Raw genomic sequence first — 17957 nt, 5'->3', positions numbered from 1 at the left:
GGATGGATCGGGGCATAATGGTCTTCCGTGAAAATCGATCTGACCTGGCCGGAAACCGCCGACGAGCCCCTGCTCGCCGCCGTCCACCGCGTGCTGCACGCCGTCGTCGAGCTGGGCGGTGCGGTCGGCTACCTCGCGCCGCCCACCAGGGACGAGACCGACCCCTGGGTGGAGGCCACGCTCGCGATGGCCAGGACGGGCGAGGGACGGCTCGCCCTGGCCACGGTCGACGGCACGGTCCAGGCCATGGGCCTGTGGCGGCGCGGCCAGGAGGCGGTCTTCCGGCACTCCGCCGAGGTGGGCAAGGTCATGGCCCACCCGCAGGCGCGCGGGCTCGGGCTCGGCCGGGTGGTCGTGTCCGGCCTCGCGGACGACGCCCGCGCCGCCGGCATCGAGACGCTCACGCTGCGGGCGCGCGGCAACAACCACGGCGCGATCGCGCTGTACCAGAGCCTCGGGTTCCGCGAGTGGGGGCGGCTGCCGAACGTGGTCGAAGTGGGCGAATGGCGCTTCGACGAGGTGAACATGTACCTGGAGCTCGGCCGCCGGCCCGGCGTCGTCCTGCACGGCTCGTCCCCGGGCGGCCCCGGCTCCTCGCCCCAGCCCGGCTCCTCCCCGCAGCCCGGTTCCTCTCCCCAGCCCGGCTCCTCGCCTCGCCCCGGCTTCTCGCCGCAACCCGGCTAGGATCGAGGCATGCTGCTGGCCCCCGGAGTGCACGCCGTCGTCACCGACCGCCACGGAGGGGTGAGCGCCCCGCCGTACGGCTCACGCAACCTGGGCGGCATGGTCGGCGACGACCCGGCGGCCGTACGGGCCAACCGCGCGGGCCTGGCGGCCGAGCTGGGCGTGCGCGCCGTCGTCTACATGCGCCAGGTCCACAGCGCCGACGTCGCGTACGTGAGCGAGCCGTTCGGCGACGACCCGCCGCCGCTCGACGGCGTGTTCACCACCGAGCCGCGCCTGGCGCTGGCCTCGCTGGGCGCCGACTGCCCGGCCGTGCTGGTGGCCGACCCCGAGGCGCGCATGGTCGGCGCCGCCCACTCCGGGCGTCCCGGCACGGAGGCGGGCGTGGCCACAGCCCTGGTCGAGGCCATGGCCGCCAAGGGCGCCCGGCCCGGCCGGATGGTCGCGCTGATCGGCCCCGGCGCCTGCGGCCGCTGCTACGAGGTGCCCGCGGAGCTGCGCGGACAGGTGGCCTCGAAGGTGCCGCCGACGTGGTCGACGACGTCGTGGGGAACCCCGGCGCTCGACCTGCGGGCCGGGATCGAGTCCCAGCTCAGGGCGGCGGGCGTCACCGACGTGCGGCACGACGCGCGCTGCACCATCGAGTCCGCCGAGCTCTACTCCCACCGCCGCGAACAGCCCGGCGGCCGATTCGCCGGCCTCATCTGGCTGACCTGACCCGCGAGCCCGCCCTCCCGGAGAAGCTACTTCTCGCGGGAGCCGTTGAAGACGACGTTCACGATGATGATCCCGACCCAGATCGGGATCAGCGCCATCGCCCGCCCGCCTCCCGCGAAGGCGAGCGCGACCGTGGACAGCGTGCCCAGGGAGAGCGAGACGATCGCCAGCGCCAGCCGCTGCCCGTCCGACCCCCTGGCGGGCGCCTTGGCGCGCGGGGCCGTGCCGGCCAGGCGCTCGTCGACCCGCCGGTCGACCTCCTGGCCCACCTTGTCGAGGAACGACTCCACCAGCGCGTCCTCGAAGTCGGGGCCGAGGTCGCGCCGCGCGGACACGGCCGCCTTGAGCTCATCACCGGTGGTCATAACGGAGAGACTAGACCGCTTTGCCCCCTAACGGGCGAGGATGTCGTCGAGATCGTAGCTGACCGGCCGTTCCAGCTGCTCGTACGTGCACGACTCGGGCGTGCGGTCGGGCCGCCACCGCCGGAAGTGCGCCGTGTGCCGGAACCGGTCGCCCTCCATCTGGTCGTAGGCCACCTCGATCACCAGCTCGGGCCGGAGCGGGATGAACGACAGGTCTTTCTTGGCGTTCCACCGCGACACCGCGCCCGGCACCCGCTGCCCGCCGGTCGCGGGCCCCGCCGCCGGCTGCCCGGCGTTGGCCGTGGCCTGCTCGGCCCAGTGGCCCCACGGGTGCTCGCTCAGCTCCGCCAGGTACGGCTTGAGCTCCTCCACCAGCTCGGCCCTGCGCGCCATGGGGAAGGAGGCCGCCACGCCCACGTGATGCAGCCGGCCGTCGTCGCCGTAGAGGCCGAGCAGCAGCGAGCCGACGATGGGCCCGGTCTTGTGCTCGCGGTAGCCGCAGATCACCACGTCGGCCGTGCGCTCGTGCTTGACCTTGAACATCGTGCGCTTGTCGGGCACGTACGGCTGGTCGCCCGGCTTGACGATGATGCCGTCGAGCCCCGCCCCCTCGAAGGTGTCGAACCACTCGCGGGCCTGCTCGTCGGCGGTGGTGACCGGCGTCAGCCGGACGGACCCGCCCTTGTGCGGGAACAGCTCCTCCAGCCGCCGCCGCCGCTCGGAGAACGGCTCCTCCATCAGCGACTCGTCGCCCACCGCCAGCAGGTCGAAGGCGATGAACTGGGCCGGCGTCTGCTCCGACAGCAGCTTGACCCGCGAGGCGGCCGGATGGATGCGCTGCTGGAGGGCGTCGAAGTCGAGCTGCGCCCCCCGGGGCAGCACGATCTCGCCGTCGATCACCACCTTGCCGGGCAGCTCGGCCTTGACCGCCTCGACCAGCTCGGGGAAGTAGCGGGTGAACGGACGCTCGTTGCGGCTGCCGAGGTAGACCTCGTCGCCGTCCCTGAACACGATGCAGCGGAAGCCGTCCCACTTGGGCTCGTAGAACAGGGTGCCGTCCTGCTTGGGCATGGCCTTGACCGGCTTGGCCAGCATCGGCGGCACGGGCGGCCGGACCGGGAGGTTGGGCACCGGCTCCGGCTCTTCGACGGGCTGCTCGGTCATGGGCTCTGCTCCCTCGTGTATCTGCAGAAGAGGACCCCCTCCTCTTCCAGGACCTGGCGGAGGTCAAGCGGGACCTGCGCGGCCACGCCGTTCAGTATGCGGGCCGCGCCGCCCGCGACCAGCATGGGACTCACCGACAGGCACAACTCGTCGATGAGGTCGTCGGCCGACAGCTGCGCGTTGATGCGCGGGCCGCCCTCGCACAGGACGCGGGTCAGGCCGCGCTCGTGCAGCTCGCGCACGGCCAGCCGCATGTCGACGCCGTCGTCGCCGGCGATGATCAGGTCGGACCGCCGGCCGGCCAGCTTGCGGCGCTCCGCGGGCGCGGACTCGCAGGTGATCACGATCGTCGGGTTGGTCGCGTCGGTGAACAGCTCGCCGTCGAGGTCGAGGTCGAGGCTGCGGGTGATCACCGCGATCGGCGGCACGTCGGGACGCCCGGCCCGGATGGCCGACCAGGAGGCACGCGGCTTGACCGGGCCGTAGCCCTCGGTGCGGACGGTCGCCGCTCCCGCGACGATCACGTCGGACAACCCGCGCAGGACGGCGAAGATGCGCTTGTCGCCCCTGCTCGACAGCCCGCCCGAGCGCCCCTGCAGCCACGCCGCGCCGTCGGCGCTGGACACCATGTTGAGCCGCAGCCAGGGCCGCCCCTCGGGGTAGGCGTACGCCTGCGGGATGTCCGGATTGTCTTGAAAGTCGGGATAGATGCGCCGCACTCCTCTACCTTGGCACACCCCACCGACAAACCGTCCCCAGGGGTTTTGCGGCTGACGGCACTTTTGAGTAACTGAAGGACGAAAGGCCCGGAGTCTGCATACGGTGGCGGCAGGGACTCGCCGGGAGGGGACATGGGCCTGCTCACCGCCGTCACATGGACGATCGCCGCACTGATCGGGGTCTACCTGCTCTACCGCTGGCTCTCGGCCGGCGGCCTGCGCGGGCAGGAGGCGAAGGTCACCCGCTTCCCGGTGACGCTGCTGCTGTCGCATCCGGCGCTCGCGGCCGCGTCGCTGGCCTGCTGGGTGGCCTACCTGCTGACCGGCAGCGCACCGCTGGCCTGGATCGCCCTCTGCGGGCTCACCGTGGCCGCGCTGCTGGGCTTCACGATGTTCACCCGCTGGCTCGGCGGCGGCCGTCACCAGCGCCGGGCCACCGGCTTCCCGGTGCTCGCGGTGGTCCTGCACGGCGTGGCCGGGGTGACCACGTTCGCCCTGCTCCTCGTCACGGCCGGCATCGCCCGCGTGTTCTGACGGACGGCGGCTAGGGCGTCTGCGGCTCCCTGGGCAGCCGCAGGACCTGGAACGACCGGCCGGTCACCGCCACCAGGTCGCCCGCCCGCCACCGCTCGTCGCCGAACGCCTCCTCCACCACGTCGTGACAGGTGTCGAGCACCGGCAGCCACTCGGCCCCGAACTCCGGCCCCGGCAGCGTGAACGACAGGTTCTCGTGGTGGGCGTTGATGAGCAGGAGGAAGGAGTCGTCCACGATCCGCTCGCCACGCGGGCCGGGCTCGGTGATGGCCTCGCCGTTGAGGTAGACCATCAGCGACTTGGCGTAGCCGGTGTGCCAGTCGCCGGCCGTCATCTCCTTGCCGCCCGGGGTCAGCCAGACCAGGTCGCGCTTGCCGTTGTCGGGGTGGCGGCCGTGGAAGAAGCGGCGGCGCTGGAAGACCGGGTGCTCGCGGCGCAGCTTCGACAACGTCTTGACGAACTCCAGCAGATCGGACTCGGCGTGCAGCATCGACCAGTCGATCCAGGCCAGCTCGTTGTCCTGGCAGTAGGCGTTGTTGTTGCCCCGCTGGGTGCGGCCGATCTCGTCGCCGTGGGAGAGCATCGGCACCCCCTGCGACAGGAACAGCGTGGTCAGGAAGTTGCGGCGCTGGCGGCGGCGGAGGGCGACGATGTGCGGGTCCTCCACCGGGCCCTCGGCGCCGCAGTTCCAGGAGCGGTTGTCGTTGGTGCCGTCGCGGTTCTCCTCGGCGTTGGCCTCGTTGTGCTTGTGGTCGTAGGAGACCAGGTCGGTCAGGGTGAAGCCGTCGTGGCAGGTGACGAAGTTGATCGAGGCCACCGGGCGGCGGCCGGAGGACTCGTACAGGTCGGCCGAGCCGGTCAGGCGGGAGGCGAACTCGGGGAGGGCGGAGTTGGTGCCCCGCCAGAAGTCGCGCACGATGTCGCGGTATTTGCCGTTCCACTCCGTCCAGAGCGGCGGGAAGTTGCCGACCTGGTAGCCGCCCGGCCCCACGTCCCAGGGCTCGGCGATCAGCTTCACCTGCGAGATAACCGGGTCCTGCTGGATGAGGTCGAAGAACGCGCTCAGCCGGTCGACGTCGTGCAGCTCCCTGGCCAGGGCCGAGGCCAGGTCGAAGCGGAAGCCGTCGACGTGCATCTCCAGCACCCAGTAGCGCAGCGAGTCCATGATGAGCTGCAGCGCGTGCGGCGAGCGCACGTTGAGCGAGTTGCCGCACCCGGTGTAGTCGAGGTAGTAACGCCGGTCGCCGTCGTGCAGACGGTAGTAGTTGACGTTGTCGATGCCCCGGAAGCCCAGCGTGGGGCCCATGTGGTCGCCCTCGGCGGTGTGGTTGTAGACCACGTCGAGGATGACCTCGATGCCCGCCTCGTGCAGCGCCCGCACCATGGCCTTGAACTCCAGCACCTGCTGGCCGCGGGTGCCCGAGCCGGAGTAGCGGCCGTGGGGGGCCAGGTAGGCCATCGTGTTGTAGCCCCAGTAGTTGGTCAGACCGCGGGCCACCAGGAAGTGCTCGGGCACGTAGTGGTGCACCGGCATGAGCTCGACCGCCGTCACCCCGATGGACAGCAGGTGCTCGATGATCGCCGGGTGCCCGACCCCGGCGTACGTGCCGCGCAGGTCCTGCGGCACGCCCGGGTGGCGCATGGTCAGCCCCCGCACGTGCGCCTCGTAGATCACCGTCTCGTGGTACGGGATGCGCGGCGGCCGGTCGTTGCCCCACTCGAAGAACGGGTTGATCACCACGTTCTTCGGCATGTACGGGGCGCTGTCCTCCCTGTTGCGCACCGACGGATCGGTGAAGTAGTAGGGGAACAGCGCCTCGTTCCAGGTCAGCTCGCCGTCGATGGCCTTGGCGTAGGGGTCGAGCAGCAGCTTGGAGGGGTCGCAGCGACGCCCCTGCGACGGCTCGTACGGCCCGTGGACGCGGTAGCCGTACCGCTGGCCCGGCTGGATCCCCGGCAGGTAGCCGTGCCAGACGAAGCCGTCGACCTCCGGGAGCGGCACCCGCTCCTCGCTGTCGTCATCGTGAAAAAGGCACAGCTCGACCCGCTCGGCGACCTCGGAGAACACGGCAAAGCTGGTGCCGACGCCGTCCCAGGTGCCGCCGAGTGGATAGGGTTCGCCCGGCCAGACCTCGCGCATGTGACCCAATTGTCGCACGCGAAAGCGTTCCTGTTAGAGGAGTTCGGCTTTCAGGGTGATCGTGGTGCCCGCCAACGCCTTGCTGACCGGGCAGTTCGCCTTCGCGGTCGCGGCGGCCTCCTGGAACTGCTCGGCCGAGATGCCCGGAACGTGCCCCTGCACGGTGAGCACGATGCCCGTGATGCCCTCGCCCGGCTGGAACGTCACGTCCGCGCTCGTGCGCAGCGACTCCGGCGGTGTGCCCGCGCCGGCCAGGCCGTGGGACAGGGCCATGGCGAAGCAGGAGGAGTGGGCGGCGGCGATGAGCTCCTCGGGGGAGGTGCGGCCGTCCGCGGTCTCGGCCCTGGAGGGCCAGGAGACCTCGAAGGCGCCCACGCCCGAGCTGTCCAGTGAGACGGTGCCCGAGCCGTTGAGCAGGGCGCCCTTCCAGTGCGTGGTGGCGGTGCGGGTGGTGGCCATGACGGGTGATCCCTCCGGTCGTCGTCCGTTCGACACTATCGCGGGGCCGGGAAGCCGGTGGCGGCCGCCTCAACATTTCCGGCGAATGATGACATGCTCGGGTCGCGGCGCACCCGCCCGCCTTGGTCCGGACCACGGGAGTGTGGTGCCAGTGGAGGCACCGTACGACGACCGCCTGCTGCACCAGCGGGTGGTCGGCGGCGACGAGTCGGCGCTGGGGGAGGTCTACGATCGGCTGTCCGCGCTGATCTTCGGGCTCTCCTTACGGGTCACCAGGGACCGCGTGATCGCCGAGGACATCACGCAGGAGGTCTTCCTGGTGTTCTGGGAGCGCCCGCTGGCCTACGACCCAGGGCGCGGCACGCTGCGCGCCTGGCTGGCCACGATCGCCCACCGCCGCGCGGTCGACCACGTACGCGCCGAGGAGCGCCGCCGGGTCTCCGCGCTCGGGCCGAGGCTGTTCGAGCGCGAGCCCGCGCGGCTGGAGGAGGCCGTGCTCGCCGCCGAGGAGGCCGAGCGCGTGCGGCAGGCGGTGACGTCGTTGCCCGAGGGGCTGCGCCGGCCGGTGGAGCTGGCCTACTTCGGCGGCCGGACGTACCGGCAGGTGAGCGAGGAACTGGGCGTGCCCGAGGGCACGGCCAAGTCGCGCATCCGGCTGGCGCTGCGGCGCCTGGCCGACGCGCTGGCGGAGGAAGAAGTGTGATGGATCCTGTCGAGCGCCTGTTTCTGGACGCGTTGATGGAGGACCCGGTGGTGCCGGTCCGTTCCCTGCGCCCGCAGCTCCTGGCCGGGGCCAGGGCCCGCCGCCGCCCCGCGGCGCCGACCGCCGACTGGGCGCTGCCGTACGCCGGCCGCGTCGCCGCCATGGACGCGCTGCTGGCCTCGGCCGTGGACGACGACTGGGCGCGCGTCATCGTCGAGGGCTGGACGCTCCAGGAGCTCGTGGCCCACCTGGCCGCCAAGGACGGCCTGCTGGCCGCCTCCGTCGGCGCGCCCGTCCTCGGCCCGCCGATGGCCGCCCGGGACGCGACCGGCCGCACGGCGGACGTGCAGGCGTACGAGCGGGCCCGCAGCCCCGAGCAGACCAGACGCGACTGGCGGGCCCAGGCCGACGCCCTCTGCCGCCACCTGGGCGGGCTCGACCCGGCCACGCCGGCCACGGTGGACGGCATGGAGACGGTCGTGCGCGACCACGTCCTGGCCAGGAGCCTGGAGACGTGGGTGCACGCCGCCGACGCCGCCACGACGGCCGGGGTGCGCCTGCCCGACCCGGTGCCCGAGCACATCCGCCCCACGGCCGACCTGTGCGCCCGCCTGCTGCCCTGGACGATGCTCCTGTCCGGCCTGGACGGCTCCGGCCGCACCCTCCGGCTCACCCTCACCGGCGCGGGCGGCGGCGACTGGCGCATCCCGCTCGGCGTCACCGACACCGCCCCGGGCACGCCGGACGCCCACCTGACGGCGGACGTGGTCGCGTTCTGCTTCCTGCTGGGCGGCAGGGGCGAGCCGGACGCCTTTCCCGCCGAGCTGACGGGCGACCTCGCGCTGGCCCGCGACGTCCTGACCACGGCTCCCGCCCTGTCGGGACCGTGAGCGGGTAAGCTGTGATCGATTCGTGACCTAATATAGGGTGATAAATCGGGATCCATAGGGAATCCTTTGATTCGAAGTCCAGCAGAGGGCTTCAACTCACGTTCAAACGTGGCGTGCCTCTGCCTGGGCTTTTTCCATGGACAGGGCCGCCTTCGGGCATATGGAGCTACTCAGATGGCCGTCCTGGATATCGCACTCGACGAAATGACCGCCGAACAGCTTCTGGCTGAGATGAACAGGCCGGAAGTCTCGGACGAGAACAAGGCCCGCATCCGTGAGCGCGTCGTCACCATGTACGACTCCCTCGTCACCGAGGTCACCCGTCGCTACCGCCACCAGCGCGAGCCGATGGAGGACCTGCGCCAGGCCGCCTACGTCGGCCTGATGAAGGCGATCAACGGCTTCGACCCCGAGCTGGGCCACGAGTTCCGCGGCTACGCCATGATCACGATGGTCGGCGAGGTCAAGCGGCACTTCCGCGACCGCACCTGGGCCGTCAAGGTGCCGCGCGTCTACCAGGAGCGCCGGCTGGAGCTCAACAAGGCCACGGCCGACCTCACCCAGACGCTCGGCCACTCGCCCACCGTCTCCGAGCTCGCCGCGCACATGAACATCACCGAGGAGGACGTCCTGCTCACCCTGGACGCCTCGACCGCCTACAGCGCCCTGTCGCTGGACGCCCCCGTCGGCGGCGACAACGACGGCGCCGACCTCGGCGACTTCCTGCCCTCGCAGGACGAGTCGCTGGACACGCTGCTCGGCAAGTACTCCGTCAAGCCGCTCATCGACGCCCTGCCCTCGCGGGAGCGCAACATCCTGCTGATGCGCTTCTACGGCAACATGACCCAGTCGGAGATCGCCGCCGAGTTCGGCATCTCGCAGATGCACGTCTCCCGCATCCTGCGCGCCGTGCTGAACCAGCTCCGCACCGCCCTGTCGGACTGACCGGGTGGGCGGGCGGCCCCTGTTCCAGGGCCAGGACCCGCGCCCCCGGCGGCCCCGCCCAGCGGGCGGCCGCCGGGGGCGACAGGGTCACTCCGCGCCGATCCCCGTGACGAGGTCTCTGGCGTAGTCGTCGTCGCTCTCCTCCAGCACCCGCCGGACGCCCTGCTCGGCCCGCTCGTCGCCGCGCGCCGCGAGCCCCCGCGCCGCCTCGGCCACCGTGCGCAGGTCGGCGTCGCCCAGCCGGTCGGCCAGCGCCTCCCGGATGCGGGGCGTGTCCGCCGACAGCCCGGCCAGCCCGGCCGTGGCCCAGTCGCGGATCTCGGCCTCCTCGTCCCGGGACATCTCGATGAGCAGCGACAGGCCCTCCTCGTGGTCGTCGGGCAGGACGTCGGCCAGCGCGATGGCGTCCGTCATCGTGCGCTTGTGGCCCGGCCGGCCGACGATGTCGAGCACGGCGGGCAGCGCGCGCGGGTCGCCCTGGTGCCCGAGCGCGGCCAGCACCGAGCGCAGCACCTGCGGGTTGCCCTCGGTGGTCACCATCTTCTGCAGCAGCGCGAGCGTGCGGTCGAGGTAGGGCTTCTCGCCGTCGGCGAACCCGAACTGGGCGATCGCATCGACCCCGAACTCCCGCTCGCGTGCGTCCTCGCTCACGCACAGCCGGGCCAGGGCCTCGTACGTCTCGTCGTCGGCCCGCCGGCCGAGCGAGTCGGCCACGATCCACCAGGTCTCGGCGTCCTCGTCGACGTCGCGGTGGGCGACGGCCCTGGCGACGAGCTGGTCGACCGGCGTGTAGACGCCCGCCGCGTCCTCCAGGACGGTCGCCACGGCGGCGTGGCCCCGCTGGGCCTGCACCTGCTCGGTCTGCGAGCCGTCGGGGGAGCGGCCGGCCACGGTGACCAGCTCGGTGCCGTCCTTGGCGTACTGGCGGCCGACGACGTACTCCCAGCCCTCCTGGGCGATCTGGTCGAGCAGCGCGGACTCCAGGTGCACGCCCACCCAGTCGGCCGCGATGTCGAGCGGGCTGTCGCCGTCGCCGTCGAACTTCTCGTGGTCGGCGCCCGCCTCCAGCAACGTCTGGACCACGCCCAGCGCCCCGCGCCTGGCCGCCAGCGTGAGCGGCGTGTCGCCGTCGTCGTTGGCCGCGTCGACCTCGGCCCCGGCCTCGATCAGCACGCCCGCGGTCGCGGCGTGGCCGTTGGCGGCGGCCCACAGCAACGCCGTCCAGCCGCCGGCCTCGCGGCCGTTGACGTCGGCCCCGGCCGCCAGCAGCGCCTCGGCGACCTCGACGCGGTCCCAGGCGGCGGCCGCGCAGAGCGGCAGCCCGGCCTCCTCGCCCTCGCTGGCCTTGTTGGGGTCGGCGCCGCCGGTGAGCAGCTTGCCCACGGTCTCGGTCTCGCCGTTCAACGCCGCGCGATAGAGCTGTTCCTCATGCATGACAGGACCCTAGCGTCTTCGCAGCCCGCGGTCGCCGGAGCACGCTGACGGGCGGCGGGCTGGGCGGCAGTGTGGGCGGCAGTGTGGGCGGCAGGGGCGGGCGGCAGGGGCGGGCGGCAGGGGCGGGCGGCAGGGGCGGGCGGCAGGGCGGGCGGCGGGACCCATCCAAGGGTGTACGGATGTTCCTCCCAGGGGAGGAGCCCCAACCCGGCCAAGACGCGATATGTTGCGTCTATGACAGATCCGGGTGAGGTGCGCGCGTCGGACGCCGAGCGCGAGGCCGTCGTGGAACAGCTCCGTGTCGCCTCCGTCGAGGGCCGGCTCACGCTCGCCGAGCTGACCGACCGTACCGAGGCCGCCTACACCGCGACCACGCACGCCGAGCTCGCCCTGCTCACCCAGGACCTGCCCGTGGGCGCGGGGCCCGCCCCCACGCCCGCCCCGGCCCGCGAGGGCGGCAAGCGGCGCTGGTTCGTCGGCATCATGGGCGACACCAAGCGGCGCGGCACCTGGCGCATCGACCAGGAGCTCGGCGCCGTCGCCGTCATGGGCGACGTGCTGCTCGACCTGCGCGAGGCCGAGGTGCGCACGGACGTGGTCGACGTCACGGCGGTGTCCGTGATGGGCGACGTCAAGATCATCGTGCCCGACGGCGTGAACGTCGACCTCGACGGCGTCGCCGTGATGGGCGACAAGAAGGTCGACGTGCTGGAGGCCGCCCCCGGCATGAACGTGCCGGTCATCCGGGTGCGCGCCTACGCCGTGATGGGCGACGTCAAGGTGCTCGGCGACTCCCGCGCCCAGCCGCTCAAGCGCGGCCTGGCCGCCTGGCGGGAGCACTGGCGGGCGCTGCACGGCGACGACTGGCGCGAGATCGGCCGCCAGATGCGCGACGACGCCCGCGAGGTCGGCCGGCAGATCCGCGACGAGCACCGTGCCCTGGAGCGCGACCGCCGCGACCGCCGCCGCGACTCCCGGGGTTACTGAGGCCGTGCAACGCGGGCGGGGGGCTTCGGCGTAGTGATCGGTGAACATCACCGGACAGTGAGGACCCCTCGATGCGGGATCGTGCCGACTTCGAGCGCTACGTCGAGCAGCGCTCGGCCCGCCTGCTCAGGACGGCGTACCTGCTGTGCCGCGACTGGGCCACGGCGGAAGACCTGACGCAGACCGCGCTGGCCAGGGCCTGGCTGGCCTGGCGGCGGGTGGGCGCGAACCCCGACCCCTACGTCTACCGCATCCTCACCAACACGCACGCCTCCTGGTGGCGGCGGCGCTGGCGGGGCGAGGTGGCCACGGGCGAGCTCCCGGACCGCCCCCAGGACCGGGACGACACGGCCGGGCTCGGCACCCGGGACGCGCTCAGGGCCGCCCTGGCCGCGCTCCCGGCCAAGCAGCGGGCCGTGGTCGTGCTGCGGTACTTCGAGGACCTGCCCGACGAGGCCATAGCCGAGATCGTGGGCTGTTCGGTGTCCACCGTACGCAGCCAGGCCAGCCGCGCGCTGGCCAAGCTGCGGCTCGACCCCGCGGCCAGGGCCGCGGCGGAGACGGGGAGCTGAACCATGACAGAACAGCGACTGCGCGACCTGCTCGACGACGACACCGCCGGCGCGCCCCCGGGCGGGGTGCGGCTGGCCGACGTGGACGCCCGCGTCCGCCGCATCCGGCGGCGCCGGGGCCGGGCGGCGGCCTCGGTGGCGGCGGCGGCCCTGACGGTCACGGCCGTCACGGTGCTCACCGTGGACGCCCGGCCGGTTCCCGCGCCCGCCCCCGCCGCCGGGGACGTGTGGGCCGGCGCCCTGGCCCAGCCCGCGCCGACGCGCGCCCAGCCCACGCCACCGCTCTTCCACGGCTACACCAAGGGGGGCAGGCGGGAGACGTTCACCTTCGAGTCGAAGGCCGGGAAGGTGTCCTTCGCCCTCACCTGCCCGCCCGGCGGGTACGGCCTCATCTGGCTCAACGGGGACCTGGTCGCCGCCGGCCCGTGCGGTCCCACGGTGAGGCAGCCGCCCGGCTGGTTCGGCGAGGGCATGGCCCGCGCCGGCCTGAACGAGCTGAGCGCCGCCATGGTGAAGCTCTCGGACGCGGGCACCGGCACGATGACGGGCGAGCGCGCCGACGAGCTGCTGGCCTGGACCGCCACCTATCCCGCCGACTGGCGGCTGATCCTGGCCGACGCCCGCACCCGGTCGTGCCGTACCGACGTGGTCAAGGTCGACCCGAAGACCGGTGAGATCAAAGCCCAGTGCTGAGCGCTCAACCGGCCACGGGCAGGCGCTCGCGCAGGGCCGCGTCGTACCGTTCGAGCAGCACGTCCACCAGCTCGGGCGCCGGGCCGAGCACGTCGGCGCAGACGGCCGGGGCGGTGACCCGGCGGATGCGGTCGGCGAAGAAGCCGGGAGCCAGCAGGTAGGGGGCGACGGCCACGCGGGGGGCGCCCGCCGCCCTGAGCCGCGCGACGGCCTCCCCGGGCGTCGGGCCGGCGGCCGAGGCGTAGGCCGCGGTCACCGTCCACCAGCCGGCGCGCCGCCAGCCGCGGGCCATCCCGGCGATCACCTCGTTGGCCCTGGCGTCGCTCGACCCGGCCGAGACCAGCACGACCGCCGTCTCCGGATCACCGGCCGGCACGCCCGCCTCCGCCAGCCGCCGCTCCAGCGCCGGCAGCAGCAGCGGGTGGGGGCCGAGCGTCGTGCCGTAGCGGACCCGCAGGCGCGGATCGCGCGCGCGGGCCTCGTTGAGCGCGGCCGGCAGGTCGACGCGGCTGTGGTAGGCCTCGGTGAGCAGCAGCGGCAGCACCACGGCTTCGCCCAGCCCGTCGAGCGCCTGCCCCAGCGTGGGCGCGCAGTGGTCGAGGTAGGCCACCCGCACCGGCACGTCGGGACGCGCCAGGCGCACGCGGTCCAGCAGCGCGGCCACGGTGGCGGCGGCACGCGGGTCGCGCGACCCGTGCGCCACCGCCACCAGTGGCACGCGCCCGGGGGCCGGCCCACCTGCCAACGGGACGCGGCCCCTGCCGGGGATCACAGGTGAATGCCGCATTCGACCTTCCCCAGCCCCGCCCAGCGGCCGCTGCGCGGGTCCTCGCCCTCGGCGACCTGGCGCGTGCACGGCACGCAGCCGATCGAGGGGTAGTTGTCGTAGTGCAACGGGTTGATCAGCACGCCGTTGTCGGCGATGTAGTTGTCGACGTCCTCCTGCGTCCAGGCGGCGATCGGGTTGACCTTCACCATCTGGCGCTTGGCGTCCCACTCGACGACCCTGGTGCTCGTACGGCTGGAGGACTCGTCCCGGCGGATGCCGGAGATCCACGCCAGGTACGGCTCCAGCGCCCGGTTGAGCGGCTCGACCTTGCGCAGGTAGCAGCACAGGTCGGGGTTGCGGCCGAACAGGCGCGGCCCGAGGTCGCGATCCTGCTCCTGGACCGTCCTGGACGGCTTGATGTCGATCACGTTGACGTCATAGACCTGCCGCACCGCGTCACGGGTGCCGATCGTCTCGGCGAAATGGTAGCCGGTGTCGATGAACAGCACGTCCACGCCCGGTTTGACGCGGCTCACCAGGTCGATGAGCAAGGCGTCGCTCATGGAGGACGTCAGGCACAACCGGTCGCCGAACGTCGCCGCGGCCCACCGGATGATCTCCCGGGCCGGGGCGCCCTCAAGGAACGTGGCGGCGGACTCGACGATGTCCTGCAGATCGAGCGTGCCACGCTGATCTCGCAGACCCACCTCGATGTCGACGAGCGTCATATCTTCACTCCGATTCCGAGAAACTTCAGCTTGAAGGCGCGGGCGCAGGCGCGGCAGTACCAGCCGCCGTCCCCCTCGTAGGGCTCCAGGTCCTCGTCGCCGCAGTACGGGCAGTGGAAGGGGACCGCTCGCGTGGTCATTTCAGGTCCGCCTCGTCCGCGCGCTGCACCCAGTCGGCGAAGGACTCGCCTTCCTTCTTCTGGGCGTCGTAGTTGCTCACCACGCGCTCGACGTAGTCGGGCAGGGCCTTGGCGGTGGTCTTCAGGCCGCGCACCTTGCGGCCGAAGCCGGAGTCGACGCCGAGCGAGCCGCCCAGGTGGATCTGGTAGCCCTCGACCTGGTCGCCGTTCTCGTCCACGACGAGCTGGCCCTTCAGGCCGATGTCGGCGACCTGGATGCGGGCGCAGGAGTTGGGGCAGCCGTTGACGTTGATGGTGAGCGGCTGCTCGAAGTCGGGCAGCCGCCGCTCCAGCTCGTCGATCAGGTGCGCGGCGGTGGCCTTGGTCTCGACGATGGCGAGCTTGCAGTACTCGATGCCGGTGCAGGCCATCGTCTGGCGGCGGAACGTGGAGGGGTTGACCTGCAGGTCGTTGGCCTCCAGCTCGGCCACGATGGACTCCACCCGGTCCGGCGCGACGTCGAGGACGACCATCTTCTGCTCGACGGTGGTGCGCACCCGGCCGGAGCCGTGCCGCTCGGCGATGTCGGCGATCGCGTTGAGCTTGTCGCCGTCGAGGCGGCCCACCTTGGGCGCGAAGCCCACGTAGAAGTTGCCGTCCTTCTGCGGGTAGACGCCCACGTGGTCGCGGCGGCTGCCGCGCGGCAGGGTGGGCGCCGGGCCGTCGGGCAGGCTCTCCTTGACGTACTCGGTCTCCAGCACCTCGCGGAACTTCTCCACGCCCCAGTCGTTGACCAGGAACTTCAGCCGGGCCCTGTGCCGCAGCCGCCGGTAGCCGTAGTCGCGGAAGATGCCGATCACGCCCGCGTACACGTCGTCGACGCGGTCGGGGCTGACGAAGACGCCGAGGCGCTTGGCCAGCATCGGGTTGGTGGACAGGCCGCCGCCGACCCACAGGTCGTAGCCCGCCTCGCCGTGCTCGTTGACGACGCCGACGAAGGCGACGTCGTTGATCTCGTGCACGGTGCAGTGGGCCGGGCAGCCGCTCAGCGCGCTCTTGAACTTGCGCGGCAGGTTGGAGTACTCGGGGTTGCCGATGAACTGCCGGTTGATCGCGTGGATGTCGTCGGTGGCGTCCAGCACCTCCTCGGCGTCGATGCCGGCCAGCGGGCAGCCCAGGATCACCCGCGGGGTGTCGCCGCACGCCTCGGTGGTGGACAGGCCCACGGCCTCCAGGCGCTCCCAGATGTCGGGCACCGACTCGATCTCGATCCAGTGGAGCTGGATGTTCTGCCGGTCGGTGAGGTCGGCCGTGCCGCGCGCGTACTCGTTGGCGATGTCGGCGATCGTGCGGAGCTGGCGCAGGTCGAGCTGGCCGCCGTCGATGCGCACGCGGAGCATGAAGTAGCGGTCGTCGAGCTCCTCCGGCTCCAGGACCGCGGTCTTGCCGCCGTCGATGCCGGGCTTGCGCTGGGTGTAGAGGCCGTACCAGCGCATCCGCCCGCGCAGGTCGGCGGGGTCGATCGAGTCGAAGCCGCGCTTGGCGTAGACGTCGATGATGCGCTGGCGGACGTTGAGCCCGTCGTCGTTCTTCTTGTTCTCTTCGTTCTTGTTCAGCGGTTCCCGGTAACCGAGGGCCCATTGGCCCTCGCCGCGCGGGCGCTTGTGGTGCCGGCTGGCAGGGGTGCTCATTGCGCGTCCTTCGTTTTGTGGGCGCGCGCAGCGTTCCTCCTGCCTCGTCGTCGAGTGCAGGGGTTCAGGTGGGTGCGACGCGCTCTGCGGTGGAGAAGATGAGTTAGCGGGCGTCGCAACAGATGGCACTGCGGACACGCTGAAGGTCGACGTGGCGTCGACCGACGAGCATGGGGTCCGCTGGCATACCTTGAAGATACTCCGGAGATCCCGGATGTCCAAGATGGGGTCCAGAGTCTGGACTCCGCGGGCCCCTAACCCTGGCGCGGCCAGTCGAGCGGCGACTCCTGCGGCCGCTCCTCGCTCTGGTGCTGGCAGTCGCACCAGGAGCCGCCGCGGCAGTCGTCGTGACGCTTGTCCTTGCAGCTCTCGCAGATCACGTCTCGATTATTCTCCCAGAACGTTGTTCGGGTTAGGCTGGCGCGCGTGGACCTCATGGCCGGACTGCTGGCCGACCTCCGGGCCGAGACCGATTCCCTGGAGGCGCTGCTGGCGCCGCTGCGCCCCGCCGACTGGGAGACGCCCACGCCCGCCGCGGGCTGGGCCGTGCGCGACCAGGTGAGCCACCTGGCCTGGTTCGACGACGCCGCCGTGGTGTCGGTCACCGATCCGGACGGCTTCCGGGCCCTGGCCGCGCGGGCCGGCTCGGTGGACGACCTCGCCGAGGCCGCGCGCGGCCTGCCATCGGGCGAGCTGCACGCCTGGTTCCGCACGTCCCGTGACCGGTCGCTGGCGGCGTTCGGAACGCTCGGCGCGCGCGTGCGGGTGCCGTGGTTCGGGCCGGCGATGTCGGGCGCGTCCTTCGTCACCGCGCGCCTGATGGAGACCTGGGCCCACGGCCAGGACGTGGCCGACGCGCTCGGCGTCGCCAGGGAGCCCACCGAACGGCTGCGGCACGTGGCCCTGCTCGGCGTCCGCGCCCGGCCCTACAGCTTCGCCGCCCGCGGCCTGCCCGAGCCGACCGGGCCGGTGCGCGTCGAGCTCACGACCCCAGGCGGCGACCTGTGGACCGCCGGCCCGGCGGACGCGCCCGCCGCCGTGCGCGGCCCGATGCTCGACTTCTGCCTGCTCGTCACCCAGCGCGTGCACCTGTCGGACACGGCCCTGGAGCCGGCCGGCGAGCCCGCCCGCGCCTGGCTGGAGATCGCCCAGGCCTTCGCGGGGCCGCCGGGGCCGGGGCGGCCGCCCCGGTCAGGGTAAGTTCAGGGTCGTACCGGATGACGTCGGCGGCACGGCCGGTGACATGCTGTGAGCATGCGGACCATTCTGAACGTCATCTGGCTCGTGTTCGCCGGGATCTGGCTGGCGATCGGCTACGCCGTGGCCGGGATCATCTGCTGCATCCTCATCGTCACCATCCCGTTCGGCATCGCCTCGTTCAGGATCGCCGCCTACGCTCTGTGGCCGTTCGGCCGTACGGTCGTGCGCGATCCCGACGCCGGCGTCTTCTCCCTCATCGGCAACATCATCTGGTGCGTGGTCGCGGGCATCTGGCTGGCGATCGGGCACGTCGTCACCTCGATCCCGCTGTTCATCTCCATCATCGGCATCCCCCTGGGCATCGCGAACCTCAAGCTGATCCCCGTCTCCCTCCTCCCGCTGGGCGCGCGCATCGTGGACAACGACTAGGGCAGGAGCCGGGAC

At 72.3% G+C, this 17957-nt stretch carries 23 protein-coding genes; 11 read left to right on the top strand and 12 right to left on the bottom strand.

Features of this window, described 5'->3' with window-relative positions:
- Positions 1 to 27: 27 nt before the first annotated feature.
- Positions 28 to 684 (top strand): GNAT family N-acetyltransferase, encoded by a 657-nt coding sequence (locus ABZ459_RS02740; RefSeq protein ID WP_357964921.1) that lies wholly within the window; start codon positions 28 to 30, stop codon positions 682 to 684.
- Between the two features lie 9 nt (positions 685 to 693).
- A complete protein-coding gene (gene pgeF / locus ABZ459_RS02735; RefSeq protein WP_357964918.1) occupies positions 694 to 1401 on the top strand; it encodes a peptidoglycan editing factor PgeF in 708 nt (235 codons plus the stop codon).
- Between the two features lie 26 nt (positions 1402 to 1427).
- Here pgeF and ABZ459_RS02730 read toward each other — a convergent pair whose 3' ends face one another.
- From ABZ459_RS02730 to ABZ459_RS02720, 3 genes are read right to left on the bottom strand one after another with little or no spacing between them, the layout of a single operon-like run.
- Entirely contained in the window at positions 1428 to 1766 is a 339-nt protein-coding gene (locus ABZ459_RS02730) for a hypothetical protein (protein WP_357964915.1), read from the bottom strand.
- 27 nt (positions 1767 to 1793) lie between these two features.
- Positions 1794 to 2930 carry an ATP-dependent DNA ligase gene (locus tag ABZ459_RS02725; RefSeq protein WP_357964913.1) on the bottom strand — a complete coding sequence of 379 codons (1137 nt, stop codon included), beginning with the start codon at positions 2928 to 2930 and terminating at the stop codon, positions 1794 to 1796.
- Complete coding sequence (locus ABZ459_RS02720; RefSeq protein WP_357964911.1) at positions 2927 to 3649, bottom strand: pyrimidine reductase family protein; 723 nt, start codon at positions 3647 to 3649, stop codon at positions 2927 to 2929. Before ABZ459_RS02720 ends, ABZ459_RS02725 begins: the two co-directional genes overlap by 4 nt.
- Positions 3650 to 3781: 132 nt before the next feature.
- Here ABZ459_RS02720 and ABZ459_RS02715 point away from each other — a divergent pair, with 132 nt between their 5' ends.
- Positions 3782 to 4183, top strand: a complete 402-nt coding sequence (locus ABZ459_RS02715) for a hypothetical protein (RefSeq protein WP_357964908.1) — start codon at positions 3782 to 3784, stop codon at positions 4181 to 4183.
- A 10-nt stretch (positions 4184 to 4193) separates the two neighbouring features.
- Here ABZ459_RS02715 and glgX read toward each other — a convergent pair whose 3' ends face one another.
- Both glgX and ABZ459_RS02705 read right to left on the bottom strand, forming a co-directional pair.
- Positions 4194 to 6323, bottom strand: coding sequence for a glycogen debranching protein GlgX (glgX, locus tag ABZ459_RS02710; protein WP_352363788.1), 2130 nt, complete (start codon positions 6321 to 6323; stop codon positions 4194 to 4196).
- 33 nt (positions 6324 to 6356) lie between these two features.
- Entirely contained in the window at positions 6357 to 6782 is a 426-nt protein-coding gene (locus ABZ459_RS02705; protein WP_357964905.1) for an OsmC family protein, read from the bottom strand.
- Between the two features lie 145 nt (positions 6783 to 6927).
- Between ABZ459_RS02705 and ABZ459_RS02700 the strand changes: the two genes are divergently transcribed.
- From ABZ459_RS02700 to ABZ459_RS02690, 3 genes are all read left to right on the top strand, one after another.
- Positions 6928 to 7485, top strand: coding sequence for a sigma-70 family RNA polymerase sigma factor (locus tag ABZ459_RS02700; protein WP_357964903.1), 558 nt, complete (start codon positions 6928 to 6930; stop codon positions 7483 to 7485).
- On the top strand, positions 7485 to 8375 hold the full coding sequence (locus ABZ459_RS02695) for a maleylpyruvate isomerase family mycothiol-dependent enzyme (protein WP_357964900.1): 891 nt from the start codon (positions 7485 to 7487) through the stop codon (positions 8373 to 8375). Before ABZ459_RS02700 ends, ABZ459_RS02695 begins: the two co-directional genes overlap by 1 nt.
- A 174-nt stretch (positions 8376 to 8549) precedes the next feature.
- Positions 8550 to 9320: a SigB/SigF/SigG family RNA polymerase sigma factor gene (locus tag ABZ459_RS02690; RefSeq protein WP_357964898.1), complete on the top strand. Its 771-nt coding sequence runs from the start codon at positions 8550 to 8552 to the stop codon at positions 9318 to 9320.
- A gap of 87 nt (positions 9321 to 9407) precedes the next feature.
- Here the strand turns inward: ABZ459_RS02690 and ABZ459_RS02685 are convergent, their stop codons facing one another.
- Positions 9408 to 10754 carry an ankyrin repeat domain-containing protein gene (locus tag ABZ459_RS02685; protein ID WP_357964896.1) on the bottom strand — a complete coding sequence of 449 codons (1347 nt, stop codon included), beginning with the start codon at positions 10752 to 10754 and terminating at the stop codon, positions 9408 to 9410.
- 234 nt (positions 10755 to 10988) lie between these two features.
- Between ABZ459_RS02685 and ABZ459_RS02680 the strand changes: the two genes are divergently transcribed.
- The 3 genes from ABZ459_RS02680 to ABZ459_RS02670 all read left to right on the top strand — a co-directional run bounded on the left by ABZ459_RS02680 (position 10989) and on the right by ABZ459_RS02670 (position 13006).
- Complete coding sequence (locus ABZ459_RS02680; RefSeq protein WP_357964893.1) at positions 10989 to 11741, top strand: DUF1707 domain-containing protein; 753 nt, start codon at positions 10989 to 10991, stop codon at positions 11739 to 11741.
- A gap of 71 nt (positions 11742 to 11812) precedes the next feature.
- Entirely contained in the window at positions 11813 to 12313 is a 501-nt protein-coding gene (locus tag ABZ459_RS02675; RefSeq protein WP_357964890.1) for a SigE family RNA polymerase sigma factor, read from the top strand.
- Between the two features lie 3 nt (positions 12314 to 12316).
- Positions 12317 to 13006, top strand: a complete 690-nt coding sequence (locus ABZ459_RS02670) for a hypothetical protein (protein ID WP_357964888.1) — start codon at positions 12317 to 12319, stop codon at positions 13004 to 13006.
- Between the two features lie 4 nt (positions 13007 to 13010).
- Here the strand turns inward: ABZ459_RS02670 and ABZ459_RS02665 are convergent, their stop codons facing one another.
- The 6 genes from ABZ459_RS02665 to ABZ459_RS02640 form a co-directional block, all read right to left on the bottom strand.
- Positions 13011 to 13793, bottom strand: a complete 783-nt coding sequence (locus tag ABZ459_RS02665) for a sirohydrochlorin chelatase (protein WP_357964886.1) — start codon at positions 13791 to 13793, stop codon at positions 13011 to 13013.
- Positions 13775 to 14503 carry a phosphoadenylyl-sulfate reductase gene (locus ABZ459_RS02660; RefSeq protein WP_357964884.1) on the bottom strand — a complete coding sequence of 243 codons (729 nt, stop codon included), beginning with the start codon at positions 14501 to 14503 and terminating at the stop codon, positions 13775 to 13777. The genes ABZ459_RS02665 and ABZ459_RS02660 overlap by 19 nt, the downstream gene beginning before the upstream one ends.
- On the bottom strand, positions 14500 to 14643 hold the full coding sequence (locus tag ABZ459_RS02655; RefSeq protein WP_103955276.1) for an Insertion element protein: 144 nt from the start codon (positions 14641 to 14643) through the stop codon (positions 14500 to 14502). Before ABZ459_RS02655 ends, ABZ459_RS02660 begins: the two co-directional genes overlap by 4 nt.
- Positions 14640 to 16313, bottom strand: a complete 1674-nt coding sequence (locus ABZ459_RS02650) for a nitrite/sulfite reductase (RefSeq protein ID WP_357964881.1) — start codon at positions 16311 to 16313, stop codon at positions 14640 to 14642. The genes ABZ459_RS02655 and ABZ459_RS02650 overlap by 4 nt, the downstream gene beginning before the upstream one ends.
- A 103-nt stretch (positions 16314 to 16416) precedes the next feature.
- Positions 16417 to 16500, bottom strand: coding sequence for a putative leader peptide (locus ABZ459_RS02645; protein WP_311132608.1), 84 nt, complete (start codon positions 16498 to 16500; stop codon positions 16417 to 16419).
- A gap of 67 nt (positions 16501 to 16567) precedes the next feature.
- Positions 16568 to 16693, bottom strand: coding sequence for a hypothetical protein (locus ABZ459_RS02640; RefSeq protein ID WP_352328175.1), 126 nt, complete (start codon positions 16691 to 16693; stop codon positions 16568 to 16570).
- Positions 16694 to 16748: 55 nt separating this feature from the next.
- On the opposite strand from ABZ459_RS02640, the gene ABZ459_RS02635 reads away from it, so the two are divergent.
- Together ABZ459_RS02635 and ABZ459_RS02630 are read left to right on the top strand one after the other, a co-directional pair.
- The gene (locus ABZ459_RS02635; RefSeq protein ID WP_357965858.1) at positions 16749 to 17513 is read left to right on the top strand and encodes a TIGR03084 family metal-binding protein; all 765 of its coding nucleotides are present in this window, start codon (positions 16749 to 16751) and stop codon (positions 17511 to 17513) included.
- Positions 17514 to 17567: 54 nt separating this feature from the next.
- On the top strand, positions 17568 to 17942 hold the full coding sequence (locus tag ABZ459_RS02630; protein ID WP_357964879.1) for a YccF domain-containing protein: 375 nt from the start codon (positions 17568 to 17570) through the stop codon (positions 17940 to 17942).
- Positions 17943 to 17957 lie beyond the last annotated feature (15 nt).

This window comes from Nonomuraea sp. NPDC005692 (genome assembly GCF_040631115.1).
Classification (GTDB): Bacteria; Actinomycetota; Actinomycetes; order Streptosporangiales; family Streptosporangiaceae; genus Nonomuraea.
The sequence above is the reverse complement of the archived record's forward strand: the minus strand, read 5'-3'. Positions and strand labels throughout refer to the sequence as shown.

Bases quoted from the DNA above. Each gene is read 5' to 3' on its own strand.
- pgeF (WP_357964918.1), top strand. From the start codon at position 694: ATGCTGCTGGCCCCCGGAGTGCACGCCGTCGTCACCGACCGCCACGGA.
- ABZ459_RS02730 (WP_357964915.1), bottom strand. From the start codon at position 1,766: ATGACCACCGGTGATGAGCTCAAGGCGGCCGTGTCCGCGCGGCGCGAC.
- ABZ459_RS02725 (WP_357964913.1), bottom strand. From the start codon at position 2,930: ATGACCGAGCAGCCCGTCGAAGAGCCGGAGCCGGTGCCCAACCTCCCG.
- ABZ459_RS02715 (WP_357964908.1), top strand. From the start codon at position 3,782: ATGGGCCTGCTCACCGCCGTCACATGGACGATCGCCGCACTGATCGGG.
- glgX (WP_352363788.1), bottom strand. From the start codon at position 6,323: ATGCGCGAGGTCTGGCCGGGCGAACCCTATCCACTCGGCGGCACCTGG.
- ABZ459_RS02705 (WP_357964905.1), bottom strand. From the start codon at position 6,782: ATGGCCACCACCCGCACCGCCACCACGCACTGGAAGGGCGCCCTGCTC.
- ABZ459_RS02695 (WP_357964900.1), top strand. From the start codon at position 7,485: ATGGATCCTGTCGAGCGCCTGTTTCTGGACGCGTTGATGGAGGACCCG.
- ABZ459_RS02690 (WP_357964898.1), top strand. From the start codon at position 8,550: ATGGCCGTCCTGGATATCGCACTCGACGAAATGACCGCCGAACAGCTT.
- ABZ459_RS02685 (WP_357964896.1), bottom strand. From the start codon at position 10,754: ATGCATGAGGAACAGCTCTATCGCGCGGCGTTGAACGGCGAGACCGAG.
- ABZ459_RS02680 (WP_357964893.1), top strand. From the start codon at position 10,989: ATGACAGATCCGGGTGAGGTGCGCGCGTCGGACGCCGAGCGCGAGGCC.
- ABZ459_RS02675 (WP_357964890.1), top strand. From the start codon at position 11,813: ATGCGGGATCGTGCCGACTTCGAGCGCTACGTCGAGCAGCGCTCGGCC.
- ABZ459_RS02670 (WP_357964888.1), top strand. From the start codon at position 12,317: ATGACAGAACAGCGACTGCGCGACCTGCTCGACGACGACACCGCCGGC.
- ABZ459_RS02665 (WP_357964886.1), bottom strand. From the start codon at position 13,793: ATGCGGCATTCACCTGTGATCCCCGGCAGGGGCCGCGTCCCGTTGGCA.
- ABZ459_RS02660 (WP_357964884.1), bottom strand. From the start codon at position 14,503: ATGACGCTCGTCGACATCGAGGTGGGTCTGCGAGATCAGCGTGGCACG.
- ABZ459_RS02655 (WP_103955276.1), bottom strand. From the start codon at position 14,643: ATGACCACGCGAGCGGTCCCCTTCCACTGCCCGTACTGCGGCGACGAG.
- ABZ459_RS02650 (WP_357964881.1), bottom strand. From the start codon at position 16,313: ATGAGCACCCCTGCCAGCCGGCACCACAAGCGCCCGCGCGGCGAGGGC.
- ABZ459_RS02645 (WP_311132608.1), bottom strand. From the start codon at position 16,500: ATGCCAGCGGACCCCATGCTCGTCGGTCGACGCCACGTCGACCTTCAG.
- ABZ459_RS02635 (WP_357965858.1), top strand. From the start codon at position 16,749: ATGGCCGGACTGCTGGCCGACCTCCGGGCCGAGACCGATTCCCTGGAG.
- ABZ459_RS02630 (WP_357964879.1), top strand. From the start codon at position 17,568: ATGCGGACCATTCTGAACGTCATCTGGCTCGTGTTCGCCGGGATCTGG.